Origin of the sequence: Gimesia aquarii (genome assembly GCF_007748175.1) — a bacterium.
In the GTDB taxonomy this organism is placed as follows: Bacteria; Planctomycetota; Planctomycetia; order Planctomycetales; family Planctomycetaceae; genus Gimesia; species Gimesia aquarii_A.
This window is the reverse complement of the sequence record NZ_CP037422.1, coordinates 5,122,100-5,146,038: the sequence shown is the minus strand read 5'-3', so window position 1 is coordinate 5,146,038 and position 23,939 is coordinate 5,122,100. Positions and strand designations below refer to the sequence as shown.

At 44.3% G+C, this 23,939-nt stretch carries 16 protein-coding genes; 6 read left to right on the top strand and 10 right to left on the bottom strand.

Annotation, left to right across the window (positions count from 1 at the left end; all coding sequences use genetic code 11):
• Positions 1-44: 44 nt before the first annotated feature.
• Entirely contained in the window at positions 45-1,523 is a 1,479-nt protein-coding gene (locus V202x_RS19635; RefSeq protein ID WP_145178489.1) for a DUF1501 domain-containing protein, read from the top strand.
• A 48-nt stretch (positions 1,524-1,571) separates the two neighbouring features.
• Here V202x_RS19635 and V202x_RS19630 read toward each other — a convergent pair whose 3' ends face one another.
• Together V202x_RS19630 and V202x_RS19625 are read right to left on the bottom strand one after the other, a co-directional pair.
• Positions 1,572-2,939 carry a BBP7 family outer membrane beta-barrel protein gene (locus V202x_RS19630; RefSeq protein WP_197992977.1) on the bottom strand — a complete coding sequence of 456 codons (1,368 nt, stop codon included), beginning with the start codon at positions 2,937-2,939 and terminating at the stop codon, positions 1,572-1,574.
• Positions 2,940-3,241: 302 nt separating this feature from the next.
• Positions 3,242-3,799 carry a TMEM43 family protein gene (locus tag V202x_RS19625; protein ID WP_145178485.1) on the bottom strand — a complete coding sequence of 186 codons (558 nt, stop codon included), beginning with the start codon at positions 3,797-3,799 and terminating at the stop codon, positions 3,242-3,244.
• Positions 3,800-4,104: 305 nt separating this feature from the next.
• Here V202x_RS19625 and rhaB point away from each other — a divergent pair, with 305 nt between their 5' ends.
• The 3 genes from rhaB (at position 4,105) to V202x_RS19610 (ending at position 8,535) form a co-directional block, all read left to right on the top strand.
• Positions 4,105-5,598 carry a rhamnulokinase gene (gene rhaB, locus V202x_RS19620; RefSeq protein WP_145178483.1) on the top strand — a complete coding sequence of 498 codons (1,494 nt, stop codon included), beginning with the start codon at positions 4,105-4,107 and terminating at the stop codon, positions 5,596-5,598.
• Between the two features lie 128 nt (positions 5,599-5,726).
• A complete protein-coding gene (ftsY, locus tag V202x_RS19615; protein ID WP_145178481.1) occupies positions 5,727-6,665 on the top strand; it encodes a signal recognition particle-docking protein FtsY in 939 nt (312 codons plus the stop codon).
• A 418-nt stretch (positions 6,666-7,083) separates the two neighbouring features.
• Positions 7,084-8,535 carry a porin gene (locus V202x_RS19610; protein ID WP_145178479.1) on the top strand — a complete coding sequence of 484 codons (1,452 nt, stop codon included), beginning with the start codon at positions 7,084-7,086 and terminating at the stop codon, positions 8,533-8,535.
• Between the two features lie 87 nt (positions 8,536-8,622).
• Here the strand turns inward: V202x_RS19610 and purH are convergent, their stop codons facing one another.
• Positions 8,623-10,206 carry a bifunctional phosphoribosylaminoimidazolecarboxamide formyltransferase/IMP cyclohydrolase gene (gene purH / locus V202x_RS19605; protein WP_145178477.1) on the bottom strand — a complete coding sequence of 528 codons (1,584 nt, stop codon included), beginning with the start codon at positions 10,204-10,206 and terminating at the stop codon, positions 8,623-8,625.
• 207 nt (positions 10,207-10,413) lie between these two features.
• The gene (locus tag V202x_RS19600) at positions 10,414-11,691 is read right to left on the bottom strand and encodes a PQQ-binding-like beta-propeller repeat protein (protein WP_145178475.1); all 1,278 of its coding nucleotides are present in this window, start codon (positions 11,689-11,691) and stop codon (positions 10,414-10,416) included.
• A gap of 527 nt (positions 11,692-12,218) precedes the next feature.
• On the opposite strand from V202x_RS19600, the gene V202x_RS19595 reads away from it, so the two are divergent.
• Positions 12,219-13,556 (top strand): HEAT repeat domain-containing protein, encoded by a 1,338-nt coding sequence (locus tag V202x_RS19595; RefSeq protein ID WP_145178473.1) that lies wholly within the window; start codon positions 12,219-12,221, stop codon positions 13,554-13,556.
• Positions 13,557-13,590: 34 nt separating this feature from the next.
• Here the strand turns inward: V202x_RS19595 and V202x_RS19590 are convergent, their stop codons facing one another.
• The 3 genes from V202x_RS19590 to V202x_RS19580 form a co-directional block, all read right to left on the bottom strand.
• Positions 13,591-14,940: a tetratricopeptide repeat-containing sulfotransferase family protein gene (locus tag V202x_RS19590; RefSeq protein WP_145178471.1), complete on the bottom strand. Its 1,350-nt coding sequence runs from the start codon at positions 14,938-14,940 to the stop codon at positions 13,591-13,593.
• 53 nt (positions 14,941-14,993) lie between these two features.
• The gene (locus V202x_RS19585; protein ID WP_145178469.1) at positions 14,994-17,216 is read right to left on the bottom strand and encodes a hypothetical protein; all 2,223 of its coding nucleotides are present in this window, start codon (positions 17,214-17,216) and stop codon (positions 14,994-14,996) included.
• Between the two features lie 65 nt (positions 17,217-17,281).
• Positions 17,282-18,229 carry an efflux RND transporter periplasmic adaptor subunit gene (locus tag V202x_RS19580; protein ID WP_145178467.1) on the bottom strand — a complete coding sequence of 316 codons (948 nt, stop codon included), beginning with the start codon at positions 18,227-18,229 and terminating at the stop codon, positions 17,282-17,284.
• A gap of 681 nt (positions 18,230-18,910) precedes the next feature.
• Here V202x_RS19580 and V202x_RS19575 point away from each other — a divergent pair.
• A complete protein-coding gene (locus V202x_RS19575) occupies positions 18,911-20,932 on the top strand; it encodes an HlyD family efflux transporter periplasmic adaptor subunit (protein ID WP_145178465.1) in 2,022 nt (673 codons plus the stop codon).
• A gap of 91 nt (positions 20,933-21,023) precedes the next feature.
• Here V202x_RS19575 and V202x_RS27580 read toward each other — a convergent pair whose 3' ends face one another.
• From V202x_RS27580 to V202x_RS19560, 3 genes are all read right to left on the bottom strand, one after another.
• On the bottom strand, positions 21,024-21,665 hold the full coding sequence (locus V202x_RS27580) for a hypothetical protein (RefSeq protein WP_197992976.1): 642 nt from the start codon (positions 21,663-21,665) through the stop codon (positions 21,024-21,026).
• A 137-nt stretch (positions 21,666-21,802) separates the two neighbouring features.
• Positions 21,803-23,194 (bottom strand): POT family MFS transporter, encoded by a 1,392-nt coding sequence (locus V202x_RS19565; RefSeq protein ID WP_145178463.1) that lies wholly within the window; start codon positions 23,192-23,194, stop codon positions 21,803-21,805.
• 50 nt (positions 23,195-23,244) lie between these two features.
• On the bottom strand, positions 23,245-23,937 hold the full coding sequence (locus V202x_RS19560) for a DNA repair protein (protein ID WP_145178461.1): 693 nt from the start codon (positions 23,935-23,937) through the stop codon (positions 23,245-23,247).
• Between the last annotated feature and the right edge of the window lie 2 nt (positions 23,938-23,939).

The window sequence follows — 23,939 nt, the reverse complement described above, 5'->3', positions numbered from 1 at the left end:
ATGTAATTTTAAAAGATCACTTTTCGATTTGGACAGAAAAAACGATGAATACCTATTCTGATTCTTTAAATCTGGCACGTCGTCGCTTTCTGCTGAACTCTTCCTGCAGTGTGGCTGGTTATGCACTGGCTGCGATGATGGAAAAGGAAGGCTTACTTGCTTCGGATACTAATCTGTCAAATCCTCTCGCCCCCAAAGACTCGCATTTTCCAGGAAAAGCGAAAAACTGTATCTTTATCTTTCTGGCGGGTGGCCCCAGTCAAATTGATCTATATGACCCCAAACCAAAACTCCAGGAGCTAAATGGACAACCTCTTCCTAAAGAGGTCACTGAAAAAGTTCGTTTTGCGTTTATCAACAAAGAAACTGCAACTTTGAGTGGTAGCCCTCGAAAATTCACCAAACATGGTGAATGTGGGACCGAATTTTCCGACTTACTTCCGAATATCGCGTCCTGTGCAGATGATATTGCATTGGTTCGTTCAATGTATACGGAACAGTTCAATCATCATCCCGCTCAACTCATGATGAATACCGGAGTCGGTCGGTTCGGCAGACCCAGCATCGGTTCCTGGTTGACTTACGGACTGGGAAGTCAATCTACCAACTTACCGGGTTATGTTGTACTGACAGCAGGACGTGGTGCAAGTGGAGGTGCATCGCTCTGGTCAAGCGGCTCTTTACCATCGACTTATGCCGGAGTTCTATTCAGAAATAAAGGTGAGCCGGTTCTGAATTTGAATAATCCTCCGGGAATCAGTTCGGAAATTCAAAAATCGGGACTGGAAGCCATCAAGCGTTTAAATCGCAAGCAGCTTGACCAGACTGGTGATGAGGAAATTGCCAGCCGCATCGCCAGCTATGAATTAGCATTTCAAATGCAATCCTCGGCTCCTGAGTTGATAGATTTATCAAGCGAAACCAAAGCAACTCAAACCGCGTATGGAGTCAATCGAAAGGGTGACACCAAAAAAGGGAAACGGGGAGGAGGCTCGGACGCCGAAGCGGCCTTTGCACGCAATTGTCTTTTAGCACGCAGGTTGGTAGAACGGGGTGTTCGATTTATTAATCTCTATCATGCTTCCTGGGATCATCATAGTGGACTTGATGCTGGTCTTACCCGTAATACGAATATCGTAGATCAACCCGTTGCTGCATTACTGAAAGACCTGAAGCAACGTGGATTACTCGATTCCACTCTGGTTGTGATGGCCGGAGAATTCGGGCGAACGCCACTCGGTGAAAATCGTACTGGCTCTAAAGCAGTCACAGGCCGTGACCATCACCCTAACGCGTTCAGTCTCTGGATGGCCGGTGGAGGTGTCAAAGGCGGACAAGTCATCGGTAAGACGAGCGAACTTGGCTGGTCAGTGGAAGATGAGCCGGTACACATTAATGATTTTCATGCAACGCTGCTCCACTTGTTTGGCATGAATCACTTAAAATTAGCTCAGAAGTTTGGTGGCCTCGATATTCGACTGACTAATGTCGGTGGAAAAGTCGTCGAAAAACTGATCGCCTGATTGAGATAGACCTGTTAGTTGATTCTTTCAAGTCACCCATCAGAATTTTTACGGTAAGCGAATTTCGCCACCAATGACCAAACCATGTAGTTTATAGCTCTCAAGACTGTCTTGTGCTCGTAACGATACACCATCAGTCAGGTTAGATGAAGAAACATTGTAGAAAGTCGTTGATCCCGGCCTGGCAATGTGATTCGCCCACAGGAAGTTATAACCGACATTGAATGTGAAATTTTCACTGAGATGTATTCGAGCATTCACACCAAATTCAAATGTGGGTGCAAATCTTGTATTTGAGATTTGTGTTACATGAATCGGATCTGTTGCGCCCAAAAATTGATTCGTCAACACACTTCCGTTATAGTTATTGACACCAAATCCAACCTTTGGCTCTGCTGAAATAGTAAACCAGGGATGCACGAATTCCATGCGAATTCCCGCTTGAGGCACATATAGTTTGTTACTTGTTGCCGAATTGACAGTGGTTTCAAATAGTGGAATCGGAGGAGTTGCATCCAGGTTTTCGAAAGACCCTTGAATGATCATCTCTTCTCCAATTTTTAAGTAACGAAATCCGACTAGAGGACGAATTTGTAAACCGCCAGCACCATAATAGGTTCTAAAAAAGAGACGCTCTGTATTAATCACATAATTACTTTGCGCGCCCCAAGCTGAAGACTGATATTGAATCGCATACTTTTGATTAAAATTTCGTCGAATATCGTTTATTTGACCATCCAGTAAAGTGGTAATCGTAATCTGATTCGTTTGACCAAAGTTGGCACCTAATAGCTCTGCCGCCCCATAGGAAACAGAACTCACATCCGAGTCCATTCCAAAAAACGATGTCTCGATACTCCCATTGTTAAAATCAATTCCAAAAGTCCCCCGGATTCCATTGGAGCCCTCTCGACCAATTGTACTGAGATCAGCCACCTTCGTAGAAAGCGTGGCTCCCCCAGAGGTATCGAATGCTGTAAAAGGTTGTCTTGGGTCAGATGTAGCAGTAATTGGAGCACCAACTAACTGATTTCCGGGAGGTGACTTCCAGAGCAAATATTCAACTCGCATCCAACTGTTAGAAACAATATTCTTAAAGAAGCCATCCGCTGGATGATCATAGGCCCAGCCACGATCGACGGGTAATACACGAGTAATCATTTCTGATTGATCACCGGCTCCATAATAGGAGCCTCTATTATAACCCGAAGCATATTGATCCATGGACTGATAGTATTCCGGATCTGTTCCGTAATTTTGCTCTGGTGAATACTGAGGCTGATAAGGAGCGGATGTAAACATTGTTCCCGGTTGAGCAGGCGTTCCAGTATTATACTGCGCCTGTGCAGAACGAAGCCCTATCCCTGACAGGATCACTATCATCCCAAGCATCAATCGGTAGGCCGGATTTACCATGTTGTACTTCAATCTCATTTTATAGAAGTCTACAAGCCAAGGGACTCGACGAAACTGCCTTCCATGTAAGACAGCTTCAGTAATAAATGACTCTGTAGCGCAGGAATTTCTGCGTGAAGAGTATCAGATATATCAAAGGTATCGGTTATGTGGGTTATTCGACTTGTAGGAATCCTGCGTTCTTGGGCAGAAAGTTGGGAACCCGCAGGCAGACATTCAACACTCTGGGAGAGATAGAACATCAAGGAAAAGACCACATTCTTTTTTATGTAACAATTACAAAAACGTAGTCATCAATCAGTTCAGGTTTGTTTGAGCGCATGTTTCAATCGACCACGCTTACCAGAACGATACAGGATCAAGAGCGGGACGACTCCCAGTAAAAGCAAAACGGCCCCATAGACCGGTCGCGCCACCATCCAGACTGCAGAAACGAGAATGAGCGAAAGACTTAAAGAACTGAGTAAGGCAAAAACAGTAATCCCGCGTCCTACAAAGTTACCCAATAAAGGAATCTTTTCCACAAGCACGACCAAAGGCTTAAAGAGAGTCGCCAAGCCCAGGAATAGTATGATCCAACTGGCAAGCCGAAAGCCCCAGATTAACACTGTTGCTTTACTTAAATGAGAATCTTCTGTTGTTTCATTCTCTTGCTTGTCTGGTGTCGTTTCCTGATTTTCTGAGAGAACAGACTCCGCTTGAGCGATACTGATCTCATGCTCTAGATTGTTTGTTTCGTTATGCCACAGTAAAAATAGCCCCGCGATCACAAATACAATCCCGATACCCAAATTTTTTAAGGCGATTTTAAATCGCGTCCCGAACGAATTTTCTACAGTTTCTTCAGATTTCTGGTTCATTTCATTCGGCTTTTGAAGAGAACAAGGAACCAGGAAAATCGTGCCTGATTCATTTGAATTATTGAAAGTTTCTTAACAATTTGAATAAGTCGAAGAACAACTGTTTCAGTGTCTGCTTGATTCTTATCGTAACACGAAACACGTTGAAACAGATGCTACCATGATCTGTAATTCTTTGTATGGGAACAACCAGTATGCAATGAAATTCCAGTGAAGTTTTTATATTATGTATTTGTATTTGTCGTGGCACTATGATAAATGAGATTCGATCAAAGTATTCATCCTCTGTGGATAAGGATTATTAAATGCCAGAACAGTGTTTTTTGGGAGTTGATTTAGGTGCTGAAAGTGGCCGTGTGCTGGCAGGTTTGCTGGATGGAAAACAGATTCGCCTCGAAGAAATTTACCGATTCAGTAATGGACCGGTTCCGGTGGCGGGTACCCGTCGCTGGAATGTGATTGGCCTCTGGTCATCCATTTTGAAAGGATTATCACTTGCCGCACAAAAATATGGCGATCAAATTACTTCGGTCGGTGTCGATACTTGGGGAGTCGATTATGTCTTACTTTCCGAAAAACAGGAACTGCTGGGACAGCCTTATCACTATCGCGACTCCCGAACGGAAGGGATGCTGAAGCTGGCAATTTCACGCGTTCCACAGGAGGATATTTTTAATGAAACCGGCTTGCAGTTTATGGAGCTGAACACGCTCTATCAATTGTTGGCTATGCAAGAAACAGATCCCGACTTCTTAAATCAGGCGGAAACATTTCTTCTCATCCCAGACTTTTTTCATTGGCTCTTATCAGGTAGTCAAGTCGTTGAATTTACAAATGCCACAACCACGCAATGCTTGAATCCTAAAACGGGTGACTGGGCTAGGGATTTATTTAGTAATCTGGAAATTCCAACCACCATGTTACCCAAAGTTGTCCCTCCCGGAACAAAACTTGGAACACTTCGTGATGAAGTGATGCAACACACGGGTCTTGGTAAAATCGATGTCATTGCACCGGCTACGCATGATACCGCCTCAGCTGTTGCCGCAATTCCCACTTCCCATACCGGAACAGCAGACTGGGCTTATATCAGCTCCGGAACCTGGTCTTTAATGGGGGTTGAAGTTAATTCTGCCGTACTTGGTCAGCGTGCGTTTGAATTGAACTTTACTAACGAAGGCGGGGTCGACGGAACCTATCGATTATTAAAAAATATTATGGGTCTCTGGCTGGTTCAAGAATGCCGTCGCGCCTACGAACGCCGTGGAAAAACTCTGGACTACTCAGAACTGGCAGACGCCGCGGCAACAGCTGACGCTTTTCGATCTCTGGTCGATCCAGATGATCCAAGGTTTCTCAGTCCTGATGACATGCTGGATGCGATCAAAAATTATTGTGAAGAAACCAACCAACCAGTTCCGGAAACCGAAGGCCAGTTTATTCGCTGTGCTTTGGAAAGCCTTGCTTTGAAATATCGAAAAGTACTTGGTTGGCTCGAAGAACTGACGGGCACCCCTATCGAAGTCATTCACATCGTGGGAGGCGGCACGAAAAATAAACTGTTGAATCAATTCACAGCAAATTCCTGTCAGGTTCCGGTGATCACAGGCCCTGTGGAAGCCACAGGTTTGGGGAATGTATTGGTACAAGCCAGAGCTGCAGGTTCAGTGAGTTCGCTGGCTGAAATCCGTGAAATTGTCTTGAATTCTACTGAAACTAACAGATATGAACCACAAGAGAGTGAAATTTGGAATCAGGCAATTCAACGCTTTGACGATCTTTTAAAATCGGCTCCCTAATCAACTGAAGAACTGACTTCCCGCTTTAAGCCACTTGTCGTCTGTACCAGAACACTATATTATCCGGTCCAGGATTCTTCATTCATCGAATTCATAGTTGTCCATTATCAATATAAGAGAGTAGAAAAATGGGTCTGTTTGACCGCTTAAAACGTGGTTTACAAAAAACAAAAGAAGTCATGCGAACAGATGTTCGCGACTTATTTAAAGCAGGTGAGATCCTCGATGATCAGAAAATCGAAGAATTTGAAGCGCGCCTGATTAAAACAGATATGGGTGTGGCTCCCGCTTCTGAAATCTGCGAAGAAATTCGCAAAAAACATGGTGGCCGTACCGTCGTTCTGGATGACATCGAAGAAACGGTCAAAGAGAAGCTGAGATCATTGCTCGAAGGGGAGGGCGATACAAAATGGGATATCGCAGACCCCTTATCTCCGCTCAAGAAGAATCCGAATGGTTTGACCGTGATCCTGGTCGCGGGCGTGAATGGGGTCGGAAAAACGACATCGATCGCCAAACTGGCTAACTTACTGCTCAAACAGAACAAAACCGTCGTGTTAGCTGCCGGAGATACATTTCGAGCAGCCGCTGTAGAACAATTGACGATGTGGGCCAACCGCTTGGGCTGCGAAATTGTAACACGTCCCGATGGCACCGATCCTGCGAGTGTCGCGTATTCAGGCTGTGAAAGTGCATTAGAATCTGGAGCTGACTACTTGATTATTGATACTGCAGGTCGATTACAAACCCATGCGAATCTGATGGAAGAACTGGAAAAGATTAAACGCGTCATCAGTAAAAAGGTCCCCGAGGCACCACACGAAAGTCTGCTGGTTCTGGATGCGACCACTGGACAAAATGGAGTGAGTCAGGCAGAGCATTTTACGAAAGCAATTGAATGTTCCGGACTAATTTTAGCAAAATTAGATGGAACCGCGCGTGGTGGAGTGACCGTCGCGATTCGTCAGAAGATGGGTATACCCGTTAAGTATGTCGGTGTTGGCGAACAAATTGACGACTTGGAACTGTTTAACTCACAGGGGTTTGTAGACGCACTATTTGAATAGTGCTGTGAAACTACGCGTAGCCTAATTCATTTCTATTAAAACACTTTGTTTCTCTGCTCTAATTTATCTTCTCGTAAGTGCTTAAAACTTATGCAAATTTAATAACATTAGGTATTTGGTAAGATATTCTGCTATGAGCATTTAGATAACTAGGCAAACCCCTCCTGATTATACAGCCTTTGCTTACGCTAATTCTTTTGGTCAAAGTGAATAGTAATAGTTCCGATATTCCGAGTTAGAACCATCGTTGCATTAGCGCTCAATTTAGCGACCATTCCAGGTCGCCTAGTTCTAACGATGGAAAAACTAATTTCACCGTCGGTTTAAGCTTTCACATGACGTTTTTGAAAGCATATGCGCCTTCCCGATTGACGGTACGGAGACCAGGCACCTCATAAGTGCACTCAGGAGTTAAAATATGCAAAAACTGAATGAAATTACTAGAAAAGCCAGGCTGACTGGGCTCCTTTTAAGTGGGCTTGGTCTGATGGCAGTATCACCAGCATTTGGTGGTGATGGTAACTGTGCACCAGCTTGCACACCATCTCAGCCAAATGCTTGTTGCACGAAAGTGTATGAAGAAGCCGGTGATAAGCTTGCTGCTGAACTTGATCGTTTAACAGCAGAATGCTGTGCCCCCAAAACATGTACAGATCCGAATAGTTGCACAGACCCCAACACCTGCTGTGGCGAAGAAGAATCATCTGATGATGGTGATTGCTGCAGTGGTCGTCTGACTCGACTGTTTGATGACTGTGATGGTTGCGGAAACTTTCTGGAAGACAACGGCTGGAGTCTGAGTGGTTGGTTAGAATTCGGTATTACCTTCAATGGTAACCGACCTCAAAACGACTTGAACACACCCGGGGTTGGATTCAACCAGGCTGATAGCCAATTCATGTTGAACCAGCTCTACTTTGTCTTAGAAAAAGACGCCGCAGCCAACGAAGACTGCTTCGGTTGGGGTGGTCGCGTTGACCTGCTCGTCGGTTCTGATGCTGCTGATACCGCTGTATTCGGTGGACCTAACAATACTCCGAACTTCGATGGTACATGGTCTGACAACGATATTGCTACCGCGAACCAAATCGGACTGGCAATGCCACAGTTGTATGCATCATTCTATGCACCTGTTGGAAACGGTCTGACTGTAAACGTTGGTCACTTCTATACCGTGATTGGATACGAAGTCGTTCCCGCTCCCGATAACTTCTTCTACTCACATGCTTATACCATGCAGTATGATGAACCGTTTACTCACACCGGTGCCTTAGCCAGTACTGATTTGAGTGACAATATTGCTCTGACAGGTGGTATCACTACCGGTTGGGATGATTTTGAAAATCAAAACAACGAGTGGAGCTTCCTGGGTTCAGTAACCTGGACCAGTGACAGCGAAGATACTTCTGTTGCATTCGCAATCAGCTCAGGTAGTGAAAATGACGCATTTGGCGGAACATCAAACCTGACTGTCTTCAGCATTGTTGCTCAACAAAAACTGACTGATAATCTGAATTACGTGTTCCAACACGATCACATGTTCTACCGTAATGGGGACATCAACGATCCTGGTCAGGATGCGGAAGCTTATGGTATCAACCAGTACTTGTTCTATGAAATGAGTGAGTGTGCTCAAGCTGGTATCCGTGCTGAATGGTGGAGAGACCACAACGGTACTCAATTGGGTAATCCAGGAACAAGCTATTACGAAATTACCGCTGGTTTGAATTACAAGTTGAATTCCTGCATCCGCGTTCGTCCTGAAATTCGTTGGGACTGGGCAGATGGCGCTGATCCTTGGACCACTTCAGATGGGGGAACCAAAGACAGCCAGTTCACAGTTGGTACAGACGTCATTCTCGTCTTCTAATATCAGCAGTGGAATCAAAATATGATAAAAAAGGAGCCTTTCCTGTTGGGGAAGGCTCCTTTTATTTCATGTGAAGTGATTGAGCCATTAATGTTTAAAATGTCGACGACCAGTGAAGACCATCGCAATCTGGTGCTCATTACAGGCTTCAATTACTTCTTCATCCCGTACAGATCCACCGGGTTGAATGATGGCAGTCACACCCGCTTTAGCCGCTTCATCCACCCCGTCGCGAAACGGGAAAAAGGCATCAGAAGCTACAATTGCCCCCTGGCTTCGCTCACCAGCTTTGTAAGCAGCAATATAAGATGAATCGAGACGACTCATCTGACCTGCACCAGCACCGAGCAGCATTTCATCCTTCGCCAAGACGATGGCATTTGACTTTACGTGTCGGCACACAATCCAGCCGAATGACAAATCGTTTACTTCTTGAGCCGTTGGTTCGCGCTTTGTGACAACTTTCCAGTCTGAAGTGTCATCGCGCAATTCATCTTTCTCCTGGACCAGTAAACCTCCCGAGACCCTGCGATAATCAAGACTGGCACAAGCAGGCGATTCCGGCAAAGGACATTTCATCAACCGCACATTTTTTTTCCACTTAGGCTTAGTAGTCAGCAGTTCAAATGCCTCTGGATCATAATCGGGTGCAATAATTGCTTCTATGAATCGGTTCGGTTCACATAATTTTTCTGCCGTCTCTCGATCAATGGGGCGATTAAAACTCATAATAGAACCAAAGGCACTGACAGGATCACCGGCATACGCTTTTTCGAACGCCTCTCCCAGCGAATCGGCGGTTGCACAACCACAGGGATTGGTATGCTTAATTACTACCGCTGCTGGTTTTTCAAAATCACTTGCGATTTGTAAAGCCGCATCCAGATCCAGAAAATTATTATAAGAGAGTTCTTTTCCATTTAGCTGCTCAGCTAACGCGACACTTGCCGCAGGAGGCGTTTTCTCTATGTAAAATGCGGCACTTTGATGAGGATTTTCGCCATAACGTAATTGATCTCGACGTACAAGATTGAGACTCATTTGCGAGGCAAATCGTGAATCTTTATCTTGTTCTGAAGGCAGCACTGAAGCCATATAATTGGCAACCGCACGATCGTAACAGGCGGTCATTTCGAATGCGGCTGCGGAAAGCTCAAGCCGAAACTCGGGAGTCAACGGTCCTGTCTGTAACGCTTCTAATACTCGATGATACTGTGTCTGTGACGTGACGATCCCAATGTAAGCATGGTTTTTCGCAGCAGAACGTACCATACTGGGGCCACCAATATCAATTTGCTCGATTGCTTCTGATAAAGAGACATCAGGTTTGGCAATTGTCTCTTCGAAAGGATAGAGATTGCAGATGACTAACTCAAAAGGAACGATTTCAAATTCCCTGATGGCTTCGGCATCACTGTCTAAGTCAGGCCTACCTAGAATCGCACCATGCACTTTCGGGTGGAGTGTCTTGACGCGTCCATTCATGATTTCGGGAAAGCCTGTGTATTCAGAAATATCAATTACATTGACCCCCTGCTCTTTCAAATAGCGGCGAGTCCCCCCCGTTGATACAAACTCAAATCCCAATTCAGCAAGACCTTTGACAAAAACGTCCAGGTCTGATTTATCACTGACACTCACTAATGCACGACGCGGATGCGAATTACTCATTTGTTTCTAAATCAATCGCCTGAGAATGCAGAAAAGCGAAGACTTCCCTGCCTGGTAAAGATATTCCCCGAGTGCAGGCAGATGTGAGAATCGATTTCGAATCAACAAATCAAGCCGCCAGACACTCAACAAGGAGTCAGTTTAGCTACTCAGAGAGCAGAAAACAAACCTGGGTGAAACTAGCTTTCCGTAAAGTGAAAACACACTTTACGGGTTGGCATTTTCATTCACAGCTTCAGTCGTCTCGGGATCGGTTGTCTCTGTTTCGGGAGTGACTTCAGGCAGAATGGGATAGCGATCCTGGTGTTTGAAACGGATCGGAAATGGAAGGTCACTCTGTTTCAGACACATAATTAAACCGGACTCTGAAGAACAGAAAATACGATCTGTCCGTTCATTCATCAGTTTCACCTGGAACTTTCTGAGGGGAACAGCAGAAAGCACGGCACCATCATTACGGGAAAGAATCAATAAATTTCCAAGTTTATCAGACGCATAAACACGTGTCGGTGACATGGAAACAAAAGTCGATCCCAACGGTTGCCACCATTTTTCCTGACCTGATGTTGCCGAGAGCTGAAAAAGCCCATTCTTGTTTGATGAAAGATAAACTTCATTGTCTAAAACGGTGACTGGTTTACGTAGTGGAAAAGAAGTACGAATTCGCCAGCGTACTATCCCATTTGCTATATTCAGACAGTACAAATTCTGGTCTTCTGAAGCGAGAAAGATACTATTCTCAAATTCGGCTAAGTTTGCAGAGATGGGAGCGTCTGTCTCAAACTGAAATGCCAATTGACGCTCAGTCAGAGTCACTGAATAGAGTGAGCCGTCCTGGCTGGCAAAAATCAATGTACGATTTGTCGCAACGGGAGGTGTTCTAATTGCTGCTCCTGTCTGATAGGTCCAGCGAATGGCACCGTCGCGCCAGGCAGGTAACTTGGATTCACTACTCAACTCATCCAGTTTTTTCAAATCCCAGGCAAACATGCGTCCCTTCAATGTCCCGACATAGATCGAATCTTCATCGACGGTAGGGCTGGTCGAAGCCGAGTTTGGAAGTTGCAATTCCCAGTCAATCTCACCATTTAATCTGTTGATTGAATACAATTTCATTCCAACGGTAATAAAAACATACTTCGAATTTGAAACAGGAGGATAAGTAATTGCATCACCTCTCCCCAGTTGTGTTGCCCATAGTTTTTTTCCTGTTTCATTGTTGAACGCAGTAATAATCCCAGAACTCGCAAGTGCGTATAAATTGATTTCGTCCAATGACAAATGAACAATTCGATCTCGTGACGCATCAACTGTGGCTTGCCCCCACCAGACACGATCCAGATCGTATTGAACCAGTTGCCGATTTGAAAGCAGAGAGATGCCCACTGAGGATTCATTGAGTCTTTGTGCCTGAAGACAATCAGTCAACGAAACCATCAGAACCAACGTCAGAAAACCAGAAACTAATTTCTTCCAACCAGACATATTGCCGTCTTTTCAATTATGATAAGGGAAACAGATTTTGGTAGATGAAAGGAAACAACCTGAGTGGTTGAGATCAAAACGAAATCACTTCTTTTGAAGTCTACATCACTGGAAGACTGTCAGCGAAAACTGTGTTTGAAAACAGACTCGGATCACAGATTCTCTCGATAGAACCTTGTTTCACAACCCCCATTCTACCCACCCTACCAAATAGGAATCCAGCTTTGTTTGGGCTGGATTTCAAGAATATTCACTAAGAGAACTGAACATTTTCACGTCATTCCTGATTTCATTGGAGTCTTAATCAGATTATTTCTATAATTCAGTTTGTATATACTCTCTCGGCAGTGAAAAAATCGGGCTTTGATTCACTAGTAAAACAGAACAGGCCGATTTAAAGAACTATTCAAATCCGGTTAGCAGGTCTACAATAAAAGCAGTTTCGCACAAGCTGAATTTGAATCTCTGAACGTTTTTTGAGTCAGACAAAGACTTCGAATACCATCAATTTCGTAAAGTGGACTGGTATGAGAAATAAGATCACACATCCATTTCAACTCTCGCCAATCAATGTCTCCATCGGTCTGATTTTATGCACATTGATCATTCTGGCAGATCCTTCACGAACCAAAGTGTCGGCAGATTTAATCAAGCTAAAAAATGGTGGTGAAATTCGAGGAAAAATTGTCCCCTTCACAAAAATGGGTTCAAAAGAAACTCGTATCATGAAAACTCTCTCGGGTGGCTCGATTAGTATCGATGCCGAGCACATTGAGTTTATCACGAATCGCCCCCTCGTCATCGAAGAATACGAAACAAAGTCTAAAAATATTGAAGACACAGTTGAAGCACACCTCAAACTAGCTGAGTGGTGTTCTCAAAACCATCTGCGTGCACAGCGAAATCAGGAAATGGAACAGATCATCCGTCTCAACCCTGATCATGCTAAAGCACGTGCCTCACTAGGATATACAAAACGGAATGGCGAATGGACAACCCGTGATGAGGTAATGCGGGGCAATGGTTATATCAAATACAAAGGACGCTATGTTTCCTCTGCTGAACTGGAATTACTGGAAAAAAATGAAGCCGATCTCGAAAAAGAACGCGCATGGATCAAGAAAATCAAGCTCTGGCTGGCTTGGACTAACGGTAATGATCTCTTAAGACAGCAAGCAGGTTTAAGAGAGATTCAAAGTATCTCAGACCCTTATGCTGTGGCTGGTCTGGCTCGGCTAATGGGAAAGCATAAGAGCATCGCCATTCGATCCCTGCTCGTTTCTACACTTACTCAGATCACAGGTGACAAACCATTACGTCCTCTGGCGGAATTAGTGCTTACTGATCCCAATCAGGCAATCCGAACAGCCGCACTGCAAGCGCTCACAAAACGAGACGCGACTAAAGCGATCGCTTATTTCATTCAAGCTTTAAAAAATAAATCAAATGTCATCGTACAACGAGCTGGGAGTGGACTGGAAGCAATTGGTGATCAATCTGTGATCCCGGATCTGATTTCTGCATTGATCACCAAGCATACGTATCGAGTTAGGGTTCCCGATGCGACTTCGACTTACAGTTACAATACGAATGGTACATTTGGAAATTCTGGTGTCGTTCTGCCGCCTGATATTGAAGCAGGATTATTAGCGGGCCGTTATCCTAACGGCGTGATTGTATTGCCTTCACAACAACCAAAGATTCGCATGCGAACGGTATCTGTAAAATATTCTCACCAGAACGAAGCAATCCTGCTGGCACTGCAAAAGATTAGTAAACAAAATTTTGGCTACAATGAACGATTGTGGCGACTCTGGTGGGCATCGACTCAAAACCAAACGGGGATTGTTCCCATTCTTCAATAATGGGCCCTCTCACAAGCCTGAGAATGCAAGTCATTCATTCCGTTTCAGAAATGCCCAAAGCATCTCGAAGGATTCCGAGATGACGATCATAGTTTTTCCAGCGATCTAAGCCTGATCGATTCATGGGACGACGGACTTGCAAATTACTTGCGGTTGTTACTGGTCGAATATTTTCCTGAAAATTCAGACAACGCTCATTCCAGGAAACATCAATAAAATCAATTAAGCTCCTGCTCTGCTCTTCTTGGTTGGCTACCAGTTCCGAATAGTGTAATTCATAAGGTTTTACCGGCAGTACGTTTCGCCAATGTTCCATTAATCGTTCGTATTCCCGATAATAAAGTCCTAAATGCTTCAAATTGAAAGAATAATCATGCCCTCGGCGGAAACGTTGAAAATAACAAGAGAGGCAAGTATCAAGTGGATGTCTCTGGCAATGGATAATCTTTGCTTCAGGAAACATGATCGTAATCAGTCCGAGATACAAAAAATTAGGAGGCATCTTATTAATAATCCTCACAGCCGACTGGTCGAACGTCCGCAAACGGCGCAGATAGGCATCTGCAAATCCTGAAAAGATATTATCAGGGAGATGTGTTACACATTCCGGAAAATTAGATTTCTGAGTCGCATGTTGTCTCATTGTTCCCGCAATGCTCGCGATATCGGGCAACTCTCCTGCTCCATGAACTTCAGGATGACAGGATAAGATCTGCTCCACCAGCGTTGTTCCCGTCCGGGGCATTCCTAAGATAAAGACTGGGATCTGGCTGGCAGATCCCAGTGAAGTACATTGCTGGATGAAACTGGAAGAAAAAACGGAAATGAGTTGATCTATTTCACTCCGAAACTGATTAATATCGAAACGGGCATTTTTGGACCGATTTCCCACCCCATAATAAGAAAATGCTTTGTCGTACTCCTTGATATCATTGAAAATATTGCCAGCAGCAAAACCCAAAAAACAACGGTCTTCATCGGAAAGATCGGATCGTGACAATTGTTGCTCGAGAATGGGAACAATCGGATCATCTTTCGTAAACTTTTTGGCGGCAGAATAATTGAAATAGGCCTCTGCATAATCAGGTTTCAATTGCAACGCTGTCAGATAACATTGCTCTGACAACTTGAACTCACCCAGAAGCCGATAGATGGCTGCAAGATTATGATGAAACTCGGCAATCTTTGGGTTCAAAGCAATCGCTTTTTTCACCCGTTCGATACCCGACTGATAGTCCCCGGAATCTGAAGCCGCCAGTCCATATAAATGTAGGAATTGCGCATTATTTAAATTTGCTGGATAGTAAGTGCTTAAAAGGTCTTCTGCTTTTTTTGCCTGATTGGCTTGGAGTAGTTTGACAGCTTCGGAAAGGATATTGGTCATACGGTTCCTGAGTGCGGCTTTGAAAGACGATTTGAATCAAGCTGGAAAAAAAATCAGAGACGGAAGTGGAACGTTTTTCGGAAGTAGCGCCATAACCACTGACCGGTGGTTAACTGACTCACTTCAAAACGCGCTTTACCGCGCATGTTTGCTCGAAACAACTTGACGTCTTCATCAAGTGGAACAATCGCCTGGTAAGCCGTACTGGTTAATTTTTCCCGACCATCTTTATCTGTCACTGTTGGCACTTCTCCCCCCATTTTGTTTGAGAGTGTTGGGGGTACATAATCAAGGTGCCCATGCGCAACACGTTCAATCTGTGACTGATAGGTTTTTTCAGGTAAATGTTCCAGTTTGAGTTCAACATTTTGATTCAATTTAAAATCATTGCGGTATTCCTGGTCGATAAACAACACCGCCTGGAAACGCGATTCGGGAGCGACACTCAACATGTGAGTCTGTTTTTCGAGATAACAATTGGCATTTTTCGCATCAAGGGGAGTACCAAACCAACCAGATAACTGTTTTTTGGAATCGGACAATTTCGGCTCAGGCCGACTGGCAGGGGCAATCACGATTCCACTGATAGGTGCTACCACTTTCATATTTCGTAATTGCTCTTCGATATCAGCAATTCTTTCTTCAGTTGAAGCCAGTCTTTCTTTGGATACCTTAACTCCGGCCAGATCATCTAATGCCAGATATTTACGGATTTCTCCTTCTTGAACTTTTCGATCTACCTTTAGTTTGTTGAGTTCATCTTCTTTTTCGAGATTCACAATGCTTGCTAATAACTGTCCCTTTTCCACGGTTTGACCGGGTTCGACATAGACTCGGTCTAATCGACCGGTTTCCGTCGTATAAACATGCTTTACTCCGTACCCTTCCACAATAAAGGGTGCCTCAAAATGCATGGGGACTGGAATTAAAAGAATTCCAAGAATCACAGCAGCAGTGACGGTGAGAGTCGCTGTGACTTTGTAGTAATTCATGGGTTCGGTCCTCGGTGCTTTAATAATTTTGTAGATGTTGTGTAAGATGCCACCAATAAATGTCACGACAGAAATGACAGCCAATGTCACTCCAATACTTTGTAAATCGTATGGTTTTAAAACGGTATACAGGAAAAGCGTAATCCCAAACATCACAAACCAGCGATAGAAAGCGGATGCAATTGCGAACAGAATGAATCCAAACTTTCCTGTCTCCGGCATGAAAGGATCACGCTGAGATTCAATCCCCAGGCAATACCAGGCAAATGTATCACGAAGATGCTTATCTGCTTTTTGCCTTAAATTAGGTATTTCAAGAAAATCGCTCATCATGTAGTAACCATCGAATCGCATCAATGGGTTGGCATTAAATATCACGGTGGTAACCGTCGATACAAAAAACAGATTTAACGCTAAGTGATTCAGCAAGCCTGGCTTTGTGAACCACCACACCCAAACGGCAATCGCAGACATGATCACTTCAATATACATTCCCGCGCCACCGATAATGATTCGCTTCCATTTATTCCTCAGCATCCAGGAATCAGAAACATCACAATAGAGGCAAGGGCTAAACACTAAAAACATAATCCCCATACCATGGCATTCGCCGCCGTAATGCTTGCACGACAATCCATGGCCAAATTCATGCACCACTTTAGCAGCCCCGAGCACAAACCACATATACATCAGATTGGGCCAGCCGAAAAATTGCTGAAATTCGGGTAATTTGCTACGAAAGACTTCGAACTGAACACCAATCAGAATCCAGGATGAAACAATTAACAAAGCAAACATCGTCGTTGCCCAGGGACGCCACATCCATTGCACATAAGGATATAATTTCTGCAATGAAGTTTCCGGGTCCCAACCAGGCAACCTGAGATAAAGCAGATTCTTAAACGTGGTAAAGATCTTTTTCTTTTTTTCTTCCCGGTGCTGTTTTATCAGTGTGACCCCTTGCCCGGGGCGCCCGCTGGTCAGCAGACCTTTTCGATACAAGTCAGCAATTAATTGCTGAATCTCTGAAATGGAAAGTAACAAGGTCGGAAATTGCCGATGGACCTCATCTTTGATTTCTTCGGGACTGAGTTCTCCGTTCAACAAATTCAGTATATAGTATTGTTCTGGATGCAATCGTGTGTACTTCAATGAAACCGGATCTTTAATGACCCAATAACCAAGACCTTTATAGTGAATCCACTTGCTGATCAAATCATCGCGCACGCTCAACGGAATCGGTCGTTCCGTTGAGGATGTCATGGATTCGCTTAAAGTACTCATGAGCAAGAAAGGTCTTTAACAGTAATGTGGAGTTCTTTGGTATCAGTCTGTGTCAAACGCAATGATTACTTTTTAACCGATGTTTCCTGAGCGACTTTGCTGTCTGACTTATCGGGCAGGATCTTCATCGTGGCCATATACCCAGCTTTCAGAACATTGTCGAGATTCTCCACTTCTGCCCAAACTTTGATAGACTTTCCATGAATGGGCTCAACTTCGACATCGATAAATGTAATTTTTCCATGATATTTTCGATCTTCGATGGGTAAACGGATTCCGGGAATGTCCACTTCGACTTCAACCGGAGTTCCCTCATGAAACTTCCACGTATCTTGAATATTTACGTAACCTTCGACTTTAACCCGTTTCGTGCTGACTAACTCCAACACTTCATCTCCATGACGTACGACTTCGCCAGTGGAGCGGAATTTTTTAGTCACAACCCCGTCAAAGGGTGCAATAATCTTAGTTTCTTTGAGCTGAGCGTCGATTTCTTCAAGCTGCAATTTATTCATCAGGAATTCCATCTCAGCCTGTTCAATTTGTAAATCGCTCTTTTCGGCATTCAGTTCCAAACGCTTGATATCCAGTGGTGTAATAGTGCCTGGGACGCGTTTGTTAATATCCAGATTGATTTCCAATTCAACATAAGAAGTGTCTCTGGCTTTTTTGGAGTAACGAATCTCAATATCATTTGTGGCACGCGTTTCGGCTGTTTTGCGTGCCGCTTTAAGTGATTCCGTTTTTAACGCGGCAATCTCCTGCCCTTTTTTGACTTTTTCCCCTTCACTGGGCTCTACGTAATCCAAGACACCAGGTCGATCACTACCTAAAATGACGCGATCAATTAACTTAATGCGGCATTCATTGATTGTAATGGCAGAAACAGGTGCTGCTGAATCCGATCTATTCTGCGGTTGTTCACCTGCATTCGAACTGCTTTCGGTCAAGATCCAACTTGTCCCAATTAACAGTATCGCACAGCAAAAAGTCTTCGCTAAGTTTAACTTCATCACTTCATCCTCAATGTGGATCCAAGTAGTTCGGGAAGGTCTCAATACTTCCGTTTATGATTTCTATGTCAACATGCTCCAGCATATATAAATATAGACACTTCTGAGCCATATATCTAACGTCTCTCTGCCCCCACTGACAAGCGATTTTTCATGATGCTATTGTGAATTTTCAGGGTTGGATCGGAACCTAACGCCTGGTTGAGACGAGACACCTTGTCTCTATGAATGACACAAACGGCACAAATCACCCATTCCTGTAATCTGCACACTCAATTTCCCCGCTCCTTTACCCACTGACTCGTTGTAAGTGGCTGTCAGATTTCAAATTATGGTTTGTTTCTTTTATACGCATGTTATACTTTAAATATTTGAGCGTCTCTTCTCAAAGAAGACGTTTTATACGATTCTTTGGTGTTGAAGGGGTTAGACAAATCTTCCGTTTCTTTTACACAACATAGGGAAAAAATGGGAGATACGAGGAAATGGGATTTTGCAAACAGTCACATTTCCGAATAAAATCTGCTTATGTAAGACTGTCCATATCACGAAAAACGGCGAGAAGAGACATCTAAAACTATATATTCTGCCTTTTGTACCGTATAAATTTCAGAAGACTTTGCTTCTTAAGAAGTATAAGAATTGATACTAAAAGAAATAACTAACAGGTAATCAATCTCGATGACAAGCACTCAATCACCCAGCCAGACCCGTGAACGTGTTGTTCGTATCGCACGGGAAATTGAAGAGTTCGCTCATTCAAATGTGGCACCGGAAACATTTTTCCGTGAGTTTCTCCGCAGGGTCGTTGCCGGCCTCGGGGCAACGGCAGGTGCTGCTTGGTTAATTGATGAGAGTGGTCGGCTCGCGATCAAAAGCGAAGTCAATCTGGCTGACACTGGTTTTTATGAAGAGCCGGAAGCCATTCTGAAGAACCAACGATTATTGTCTGATGTCTTATCCACCGCCGAAGCACGCATTTTTACCGCTGATAGTGACACTGATGTGCATTTACCCACGGATAACCTGATTGTCGTCGCTGCCTTATCGATTCGGAAAAAGCCGGTTGGTGTGATTGAAATCTTCCAACGCCCAAATTCTCCCAAACAGGCCCATCCCGGTTATTTGCAATTTGTGGAGCAAATGTCTGGTTATGCGTCGCACTATCTGGCAGAACACGAGAAAGCCAGTAAAACCGATGCCTCACTGGAAGTTTGGGAAGAAGTCGACCAGTTTGTGTTGCAACTGCATCGCAGCCTGGATTTATCAGAAGTGGGCGCTACGGTAGTTAATGATGGCAGGCAACTACTGAATGCAGACCGAGTGAGTCTCGCCATGCAGTACGGTAAAAAAACAGTTATCACTGCCATTAATGGTCAGGATAAAGTAAACAAACGCGCGAACACCGTAAGACTACTCTCCAAGCTCTCGAATAAAGTGCTTTCGATGCGGGAGACCTTTATTTATTCAGGAGCCGTGGATGCAATTCCACCTCAAATTGAGGAACCACTGGCAGATTATCTGCAGGAAAGTGGGACCCGTATGATTTTGATCGTACCACTCTTTGAGCCTGACAAAATGATTAAACATGATGAAGAGGCTTTAAGCGGTCGAAAAAGTGACGTGCCGAAAAAGTTGATTGGTGGGCTGATCGTCGAACAGATTACCGATAGTCAACCAAGGCCACATTTAGAAAATCATGCAGAATTGTTATCCGGCCATATTGCCACTGGTATCGCGAATTCACGTAGTTACGAAAGTATCTTCCTGATGCCGTTCTGGAGATTCATCGGTCGTTGCTTTGCAGCCTTGCGTGGGAAAACCCTGGTAAAAACTCTGCTGATTCTTGCAGTCATCATTGCTGTCGGAATCACACTCGCTTTGGTGCCCTATGATTATCGTGTTTCTTGTGATGGCAGATTGATGCCCACAATCCAACGCGAAGTGTTTACCAACTGGGAAGGTGAGGTGGTTGACATTCATGTGGAAAGTGGCCAGCGTGTGAAAAAAGGAGATCTGCTGGTCGAAATCCGCAATGACGAATTAAAAGCAGAAGTACTAGGTGTAAAAAACGAACTCAGAGGTTTAGCATTACAATTGCAAGCCACGGTCGCAAATTTACAAACAGGAAATGACAAACGGCCAAACAAGGATATTATCGAGTTAACTGGTAAAAGGAATGAACTACGAACTGAAATCTTTGGGCTCAAAAAACACCTTGAGATTCTAGAGGGTCGCCTTGCTAAATTGAATGTCAAAGCTCCCATTGATGGTGTGGTCACCACGTTCCAAATTGAACAACTTTTAAAAGACCGTCCCGTTCAACGTGGTGAATTACTACTGGAAATTATGGACGATACGGGCCCCTGGCAGTTGGAACTCGATGTGGAAGAAAAGCGGATGGGACATATTCTCAAAGCGATGGATCGAAAAGGAGACATCGACTTGCCCGTAGAATTCATTCTGGCCACTTCGAACGAATTAAGCTATGAAGGCGAAGTGACTGAGATTTCGACACGTGCTAATCAATCCGAAGAAACTGGTAGTATTGTGGAAACCTATGCGACATTTGAAAAAGAAAAATTGCCTTCGTTACGCATTGGAGCGGAAGTCAGCGCTAAAATTGATTGCGGACAACGCAGTCTGTTCTACGTTCTGTTTGGCGATGTTGTAGAAACCTGCCGACGCTTCTTCTGGCTATAGAAAAATAGAAGAAACAGCAAAGACAAAATAAAAACTCCCCTACTTTTTTGAGTAGGGGAGTTTTTTATTCAGTCAGTTGAAAGCGATCAACCTATTCCTTATCGTCTGCTTTAGCTTCATCCTTTTTGGGCTCTTCTTTAGCAGCATCGGCTTTTTTGTCTTTATCATCAGCGTGTTCTTTATCATGGTCGTGATCTTTGTGATCATCATGGTCATGTCCATCATGATCATGGTCTCCATGCTTCAGATCAACATGGAAGTGATCTTCGCCAATATCCAGATGGAAGTGGCCATTCAAATCGGATTCCGCCTTGATCGAATCCGGGATGGCTTTCCCCTCTGCGACGAAGCGTGATGACTTGCCCTCTTTTTCACCTTCTAACGGTTTGGCAGCGAGTGGAATCTCGTGCTCTTTGTCACCCACTTCCATATCGAAGTCGATGGTTTCCACTTCAATCGGAAACGGTGTTTTGGCATCAGGTCCCAAAATAAACGCTGTCAATGTTCGACCTTCATTGTCAAACATCACTTCGACATGATATTGTTCTTCGCCTACCTCCAGAAGATGACCGCCGTTGGGACCATGGTCATGTCCATGTTCGTGCTCTGCTTTCGCAGACGCCTCTGAATCCTTATCATCAAAAGTTCGTGTGTCATCTTTCGCTGCACAACCCACAAACAATGCCAACCCGATACTGCAAACCATTACCTGAAACGCCTGAGAGAAACGCATTTTTCATTCCTTGCTTAAACTACATAAATTTTAAAGTACGATTTAACTAGATTGCCCCAGCAGTCACTCACTGCATTGAACAAATCATAACAAAATTGAGCGTAAAGAAAAGCTTCTTGCAATAGATTTGTAAAAGCTTATTGAACCCCTTCTTCCTGAGCCAGCGATGTGTCGGATTCATCGCCCTGAATATAGGTCTTACCACGATAGTGTTTTGCTACAAAGATAAACAGGACCGCCGCCACAAACATGATTCCGGAAAAGAACCAGAAATAGTCGGCCCCTTCCAGATAGGAAGTCTCTTTATCAATTATATTGAATTTATTCACACCCGCTGTCAGTAAATTCCCAACTGTCACTGAGAGAAAATAGAGCGACATAATAAACGATTTCATCGATTTTGGAGCCTGGGTATACGAAAACTCCAAACAGGTGATGGAAACCATCACTTCACCTGCCGTCAGCACAAAATAAGGTACCGCCTGCCAGAGAAGATGAGGAGGGCTTGTCGGATTTGCATCAATTTGAATCTGGATGAGCGCACTGATGGCAAATGAGGCGGCCGCTAAAAAAAATCCAATGGATATTTTTCGCAAGGGTGTCAGTGGGAAAACTTTATCAATCAGAGGATAAACGAGATACGAAAACGTCGGTACTAAAATAAGAATGAAAAGGGGATTGAATGCCTGGACTTTCGCGGCTGTGAGCTCAAAACCTGCGATTTTAGATGAAGTCATCTGCAACCCCTGCAACACCCAGGAAGATCCCGTCTGATCGAATAATGCCCAGAATACAGGTAGGAAAACATAATAGAGGACCGATAAATTCAGTAAGGCCTGTAATCCCTCTTTGCCAAATGTCTCTTTTCGAAACTTTTCCCAACCGGATGGAGGAATATGCACAAATTTATTACGCCCCATCCAGAACAGAATCGTGGCGATGAACATCAACAGTCCTGGGATTCCGAATGCGTAATGTGGACCATAGGTTCTTAAGACTTCGGGAATGAGCAGAGAAGAAAAGAAGGCTCCCAGATTAATGGCCAGATAAAACCAGCCAAAGACTTTACTGAGTAAATGCTTGTTCCCATTACCAAACTGGTCTCCCACATGTGCTGAAACACAGGGTTTAATCCCGCCGGCACCAATCGAGATCAGAATCAGGCCCAGGTAAAGCCCAGTACGAGTCACATCAATGGCTAAAGCCAAATGGCCGAGACAGTAGACAATGGAAAGCACCAATATCGTTTTATATTTCCCCCAGAGCACATCTGAGAGTAGTGAACCCAACAGCGGAAAAAAATAGGCGGCAGCAACGAAGAGATGAAAGATGGCAGACGCATCGCCCTTCGACATATAGTCTGGCTCACCACTGGCATTGAGAATGTATTTGGTCATAAAGACAACCAAAATCCCCCGCATGCCGTAAAAGCTGAAGCGCTCAGCTGCTTCGTTCCCCACAATATAAGGAATTCCGGCAGGCATTTTTGTAGTTGATACCGGGCTCGTCTTGTATTTCGTCTGTGCCATTGAATCTTCTCTGCCCTTCAGCAAAATATCAGCGAAAGAGTTTACTTAATTCAGTCACTCATTTGCCAATCGGTTTCAATCCGTTGAACCTGAACCCCCCCTGCAGAAGGGGTAAACTGGTAAATACAATCTGCGTATCGTTCAAACAGCGTGGGATCATGGTGACTGATCATAATAATTTGAAAACCGAGCGCTTGTCCTGCTTCGTGAATAATTTTTACTAGTCGAGGTACCAGATCTGGTCGCAACCAGCAATCCTGCTCATCCAGCACCAGGACCCGCCTGTGTTCTGACTCATCCAGTGTCATTAAGGCAAACATCCGTAAACCAACCGACAGGATATTCGCAACCGAGCCCCCCTGACCTCTGATAATATCTTCCAGATTCCCATCGCGCTCGATCTGAAATTCAACACTGGCTCCGTTACGTTTCCATTCTGCAACAGCATTTAGCTTCAAAGGTTGTTCTAACACTTCCTGCAGGGCAATCGTCAGCTTTTCCTGTATCAACGCCAATTGTTGTTCAAAGAGCTGTGAACTCAGTGCCTCCAAGGCTTCAGTCACCTCCTCAGAAGTCGCAAGGTATTGCTCTGTTTCCTGCATTTGATCGGAGAGTTGTGCTGCCTCTTTGATTTTCTGTTTACGGACCGCATCCAGTTCCCAACATCGACGCTGCAATGCTTTGGGGGAACGCAACTCCTGTTGGGAGTTGGAGGATTCCGAACTGGAAAATGTTTCGGTCATAA

Coding starts and splice junctions, on each gene's coding strand:
- V202x_RS19590 (WP_145178471.1), bottom strand. CDS start 14,940: ATGACCAATATCCTTTCCGAAGCTGTCAAACTACTCCAAGCCAATCAG.
- V202x_RS19595 (WP_145178473.1), top strand. CDS start 12,219: ATGAGAAATAAGATCACACATCCATTTCAACTCTCGCCAATCAATGTC.
- rhaB (WP_145178483.1), top strand. CDS start 4,105: ATGCCAGAACAGTGTTTTTTGGGAGTTGATTTAGGTGCTGAAAGTGGC.
- V202x_RS19580 (WP_145178467.1), bottom strand. CDS start 18,229: ATGAAGTTAAACTTAGCGAAGACTTTTTGCTGTGCGATACTGTTAATT.
- V202x_RS19575 (WP_145178465.1), top strand. CDS start 18,911: ATGACAAGCACTCAATCACCCAGCCAGACCCGTGAACGTGTTGTTCGT.
- V202x_RS19635 (WP_145178489.1), top strand. CDS start 45: ATGAATACCTATTCTGATTCTTTAAATCTGGCACGTCGTCGCTTTCTG.
- V202x_RS19560 (WP_145178461.1), bottom strand. CDS start 23,937: ATGACCGAAACATTTTCCAGTTCGGAATCCTCCAACTCCCAACAGGAG.
- V202x_RS19625 (WP_145178485.1), bottom strand. CDS start 3,799: ATGAACCAGAAATCTGAAGAAACTGTAGAAAATTCGTTCGGGACGCGA.
- V202x_RS19600 (WP_145178475.1), bottom strand. CDS start 11,691: ATGTCTGGTTGGAAGAAATTAGTTTCTGGTTTTCTGACGTTGGTTCTG.
- V202x_RS19585 (WP_145178469.1), bottom strand. CDS start 17,216: ATGAGTACTTTAAGCGAATCCATGACATCCTCAACGGAACGACCGATT.
- V202x_RS19630 (WP_197992977.1), bottom strand. CDS start 2,939: ATGGTAAATCCGGCCTACCGATTGATGCTTGGGATGATAGTGATCCTG.
- ftsY (WP_145178481.1), top strand. CDS start 5,727: ATGGGTCTGTTTGACCGCTTAAAACGTGGTTTACAAAAAACAAAAGAA.
- V202x_RS19565 (WP_145178463.1), bottom strand. CDS start 23,194: ATGGCACAGACGAAATACAAGACGAGCCCGGTATCAACTACAAAAATG.
- purH (WP_145178477.1), bottom strand. CDS start 10,206: ATGAGTAATTCGCATCCGCGTCGTGCATTAGTGAGTGTCAGTGATAAA.
- V202x_RS19610 (WP_145178479.1), top strand. CDS start 7,084: ATGCAAAAACTGAATGAAATTACTAGAAAAGCCAGGCTGACTGGGCTC.
- V202x_RS27580 (WP_197992976.1), bottom strand. CDS start 21,665: ATGCGTTTCTCTCAGGCGTTTCAGGTAATGGTTTGCAGTATCGGGTTG.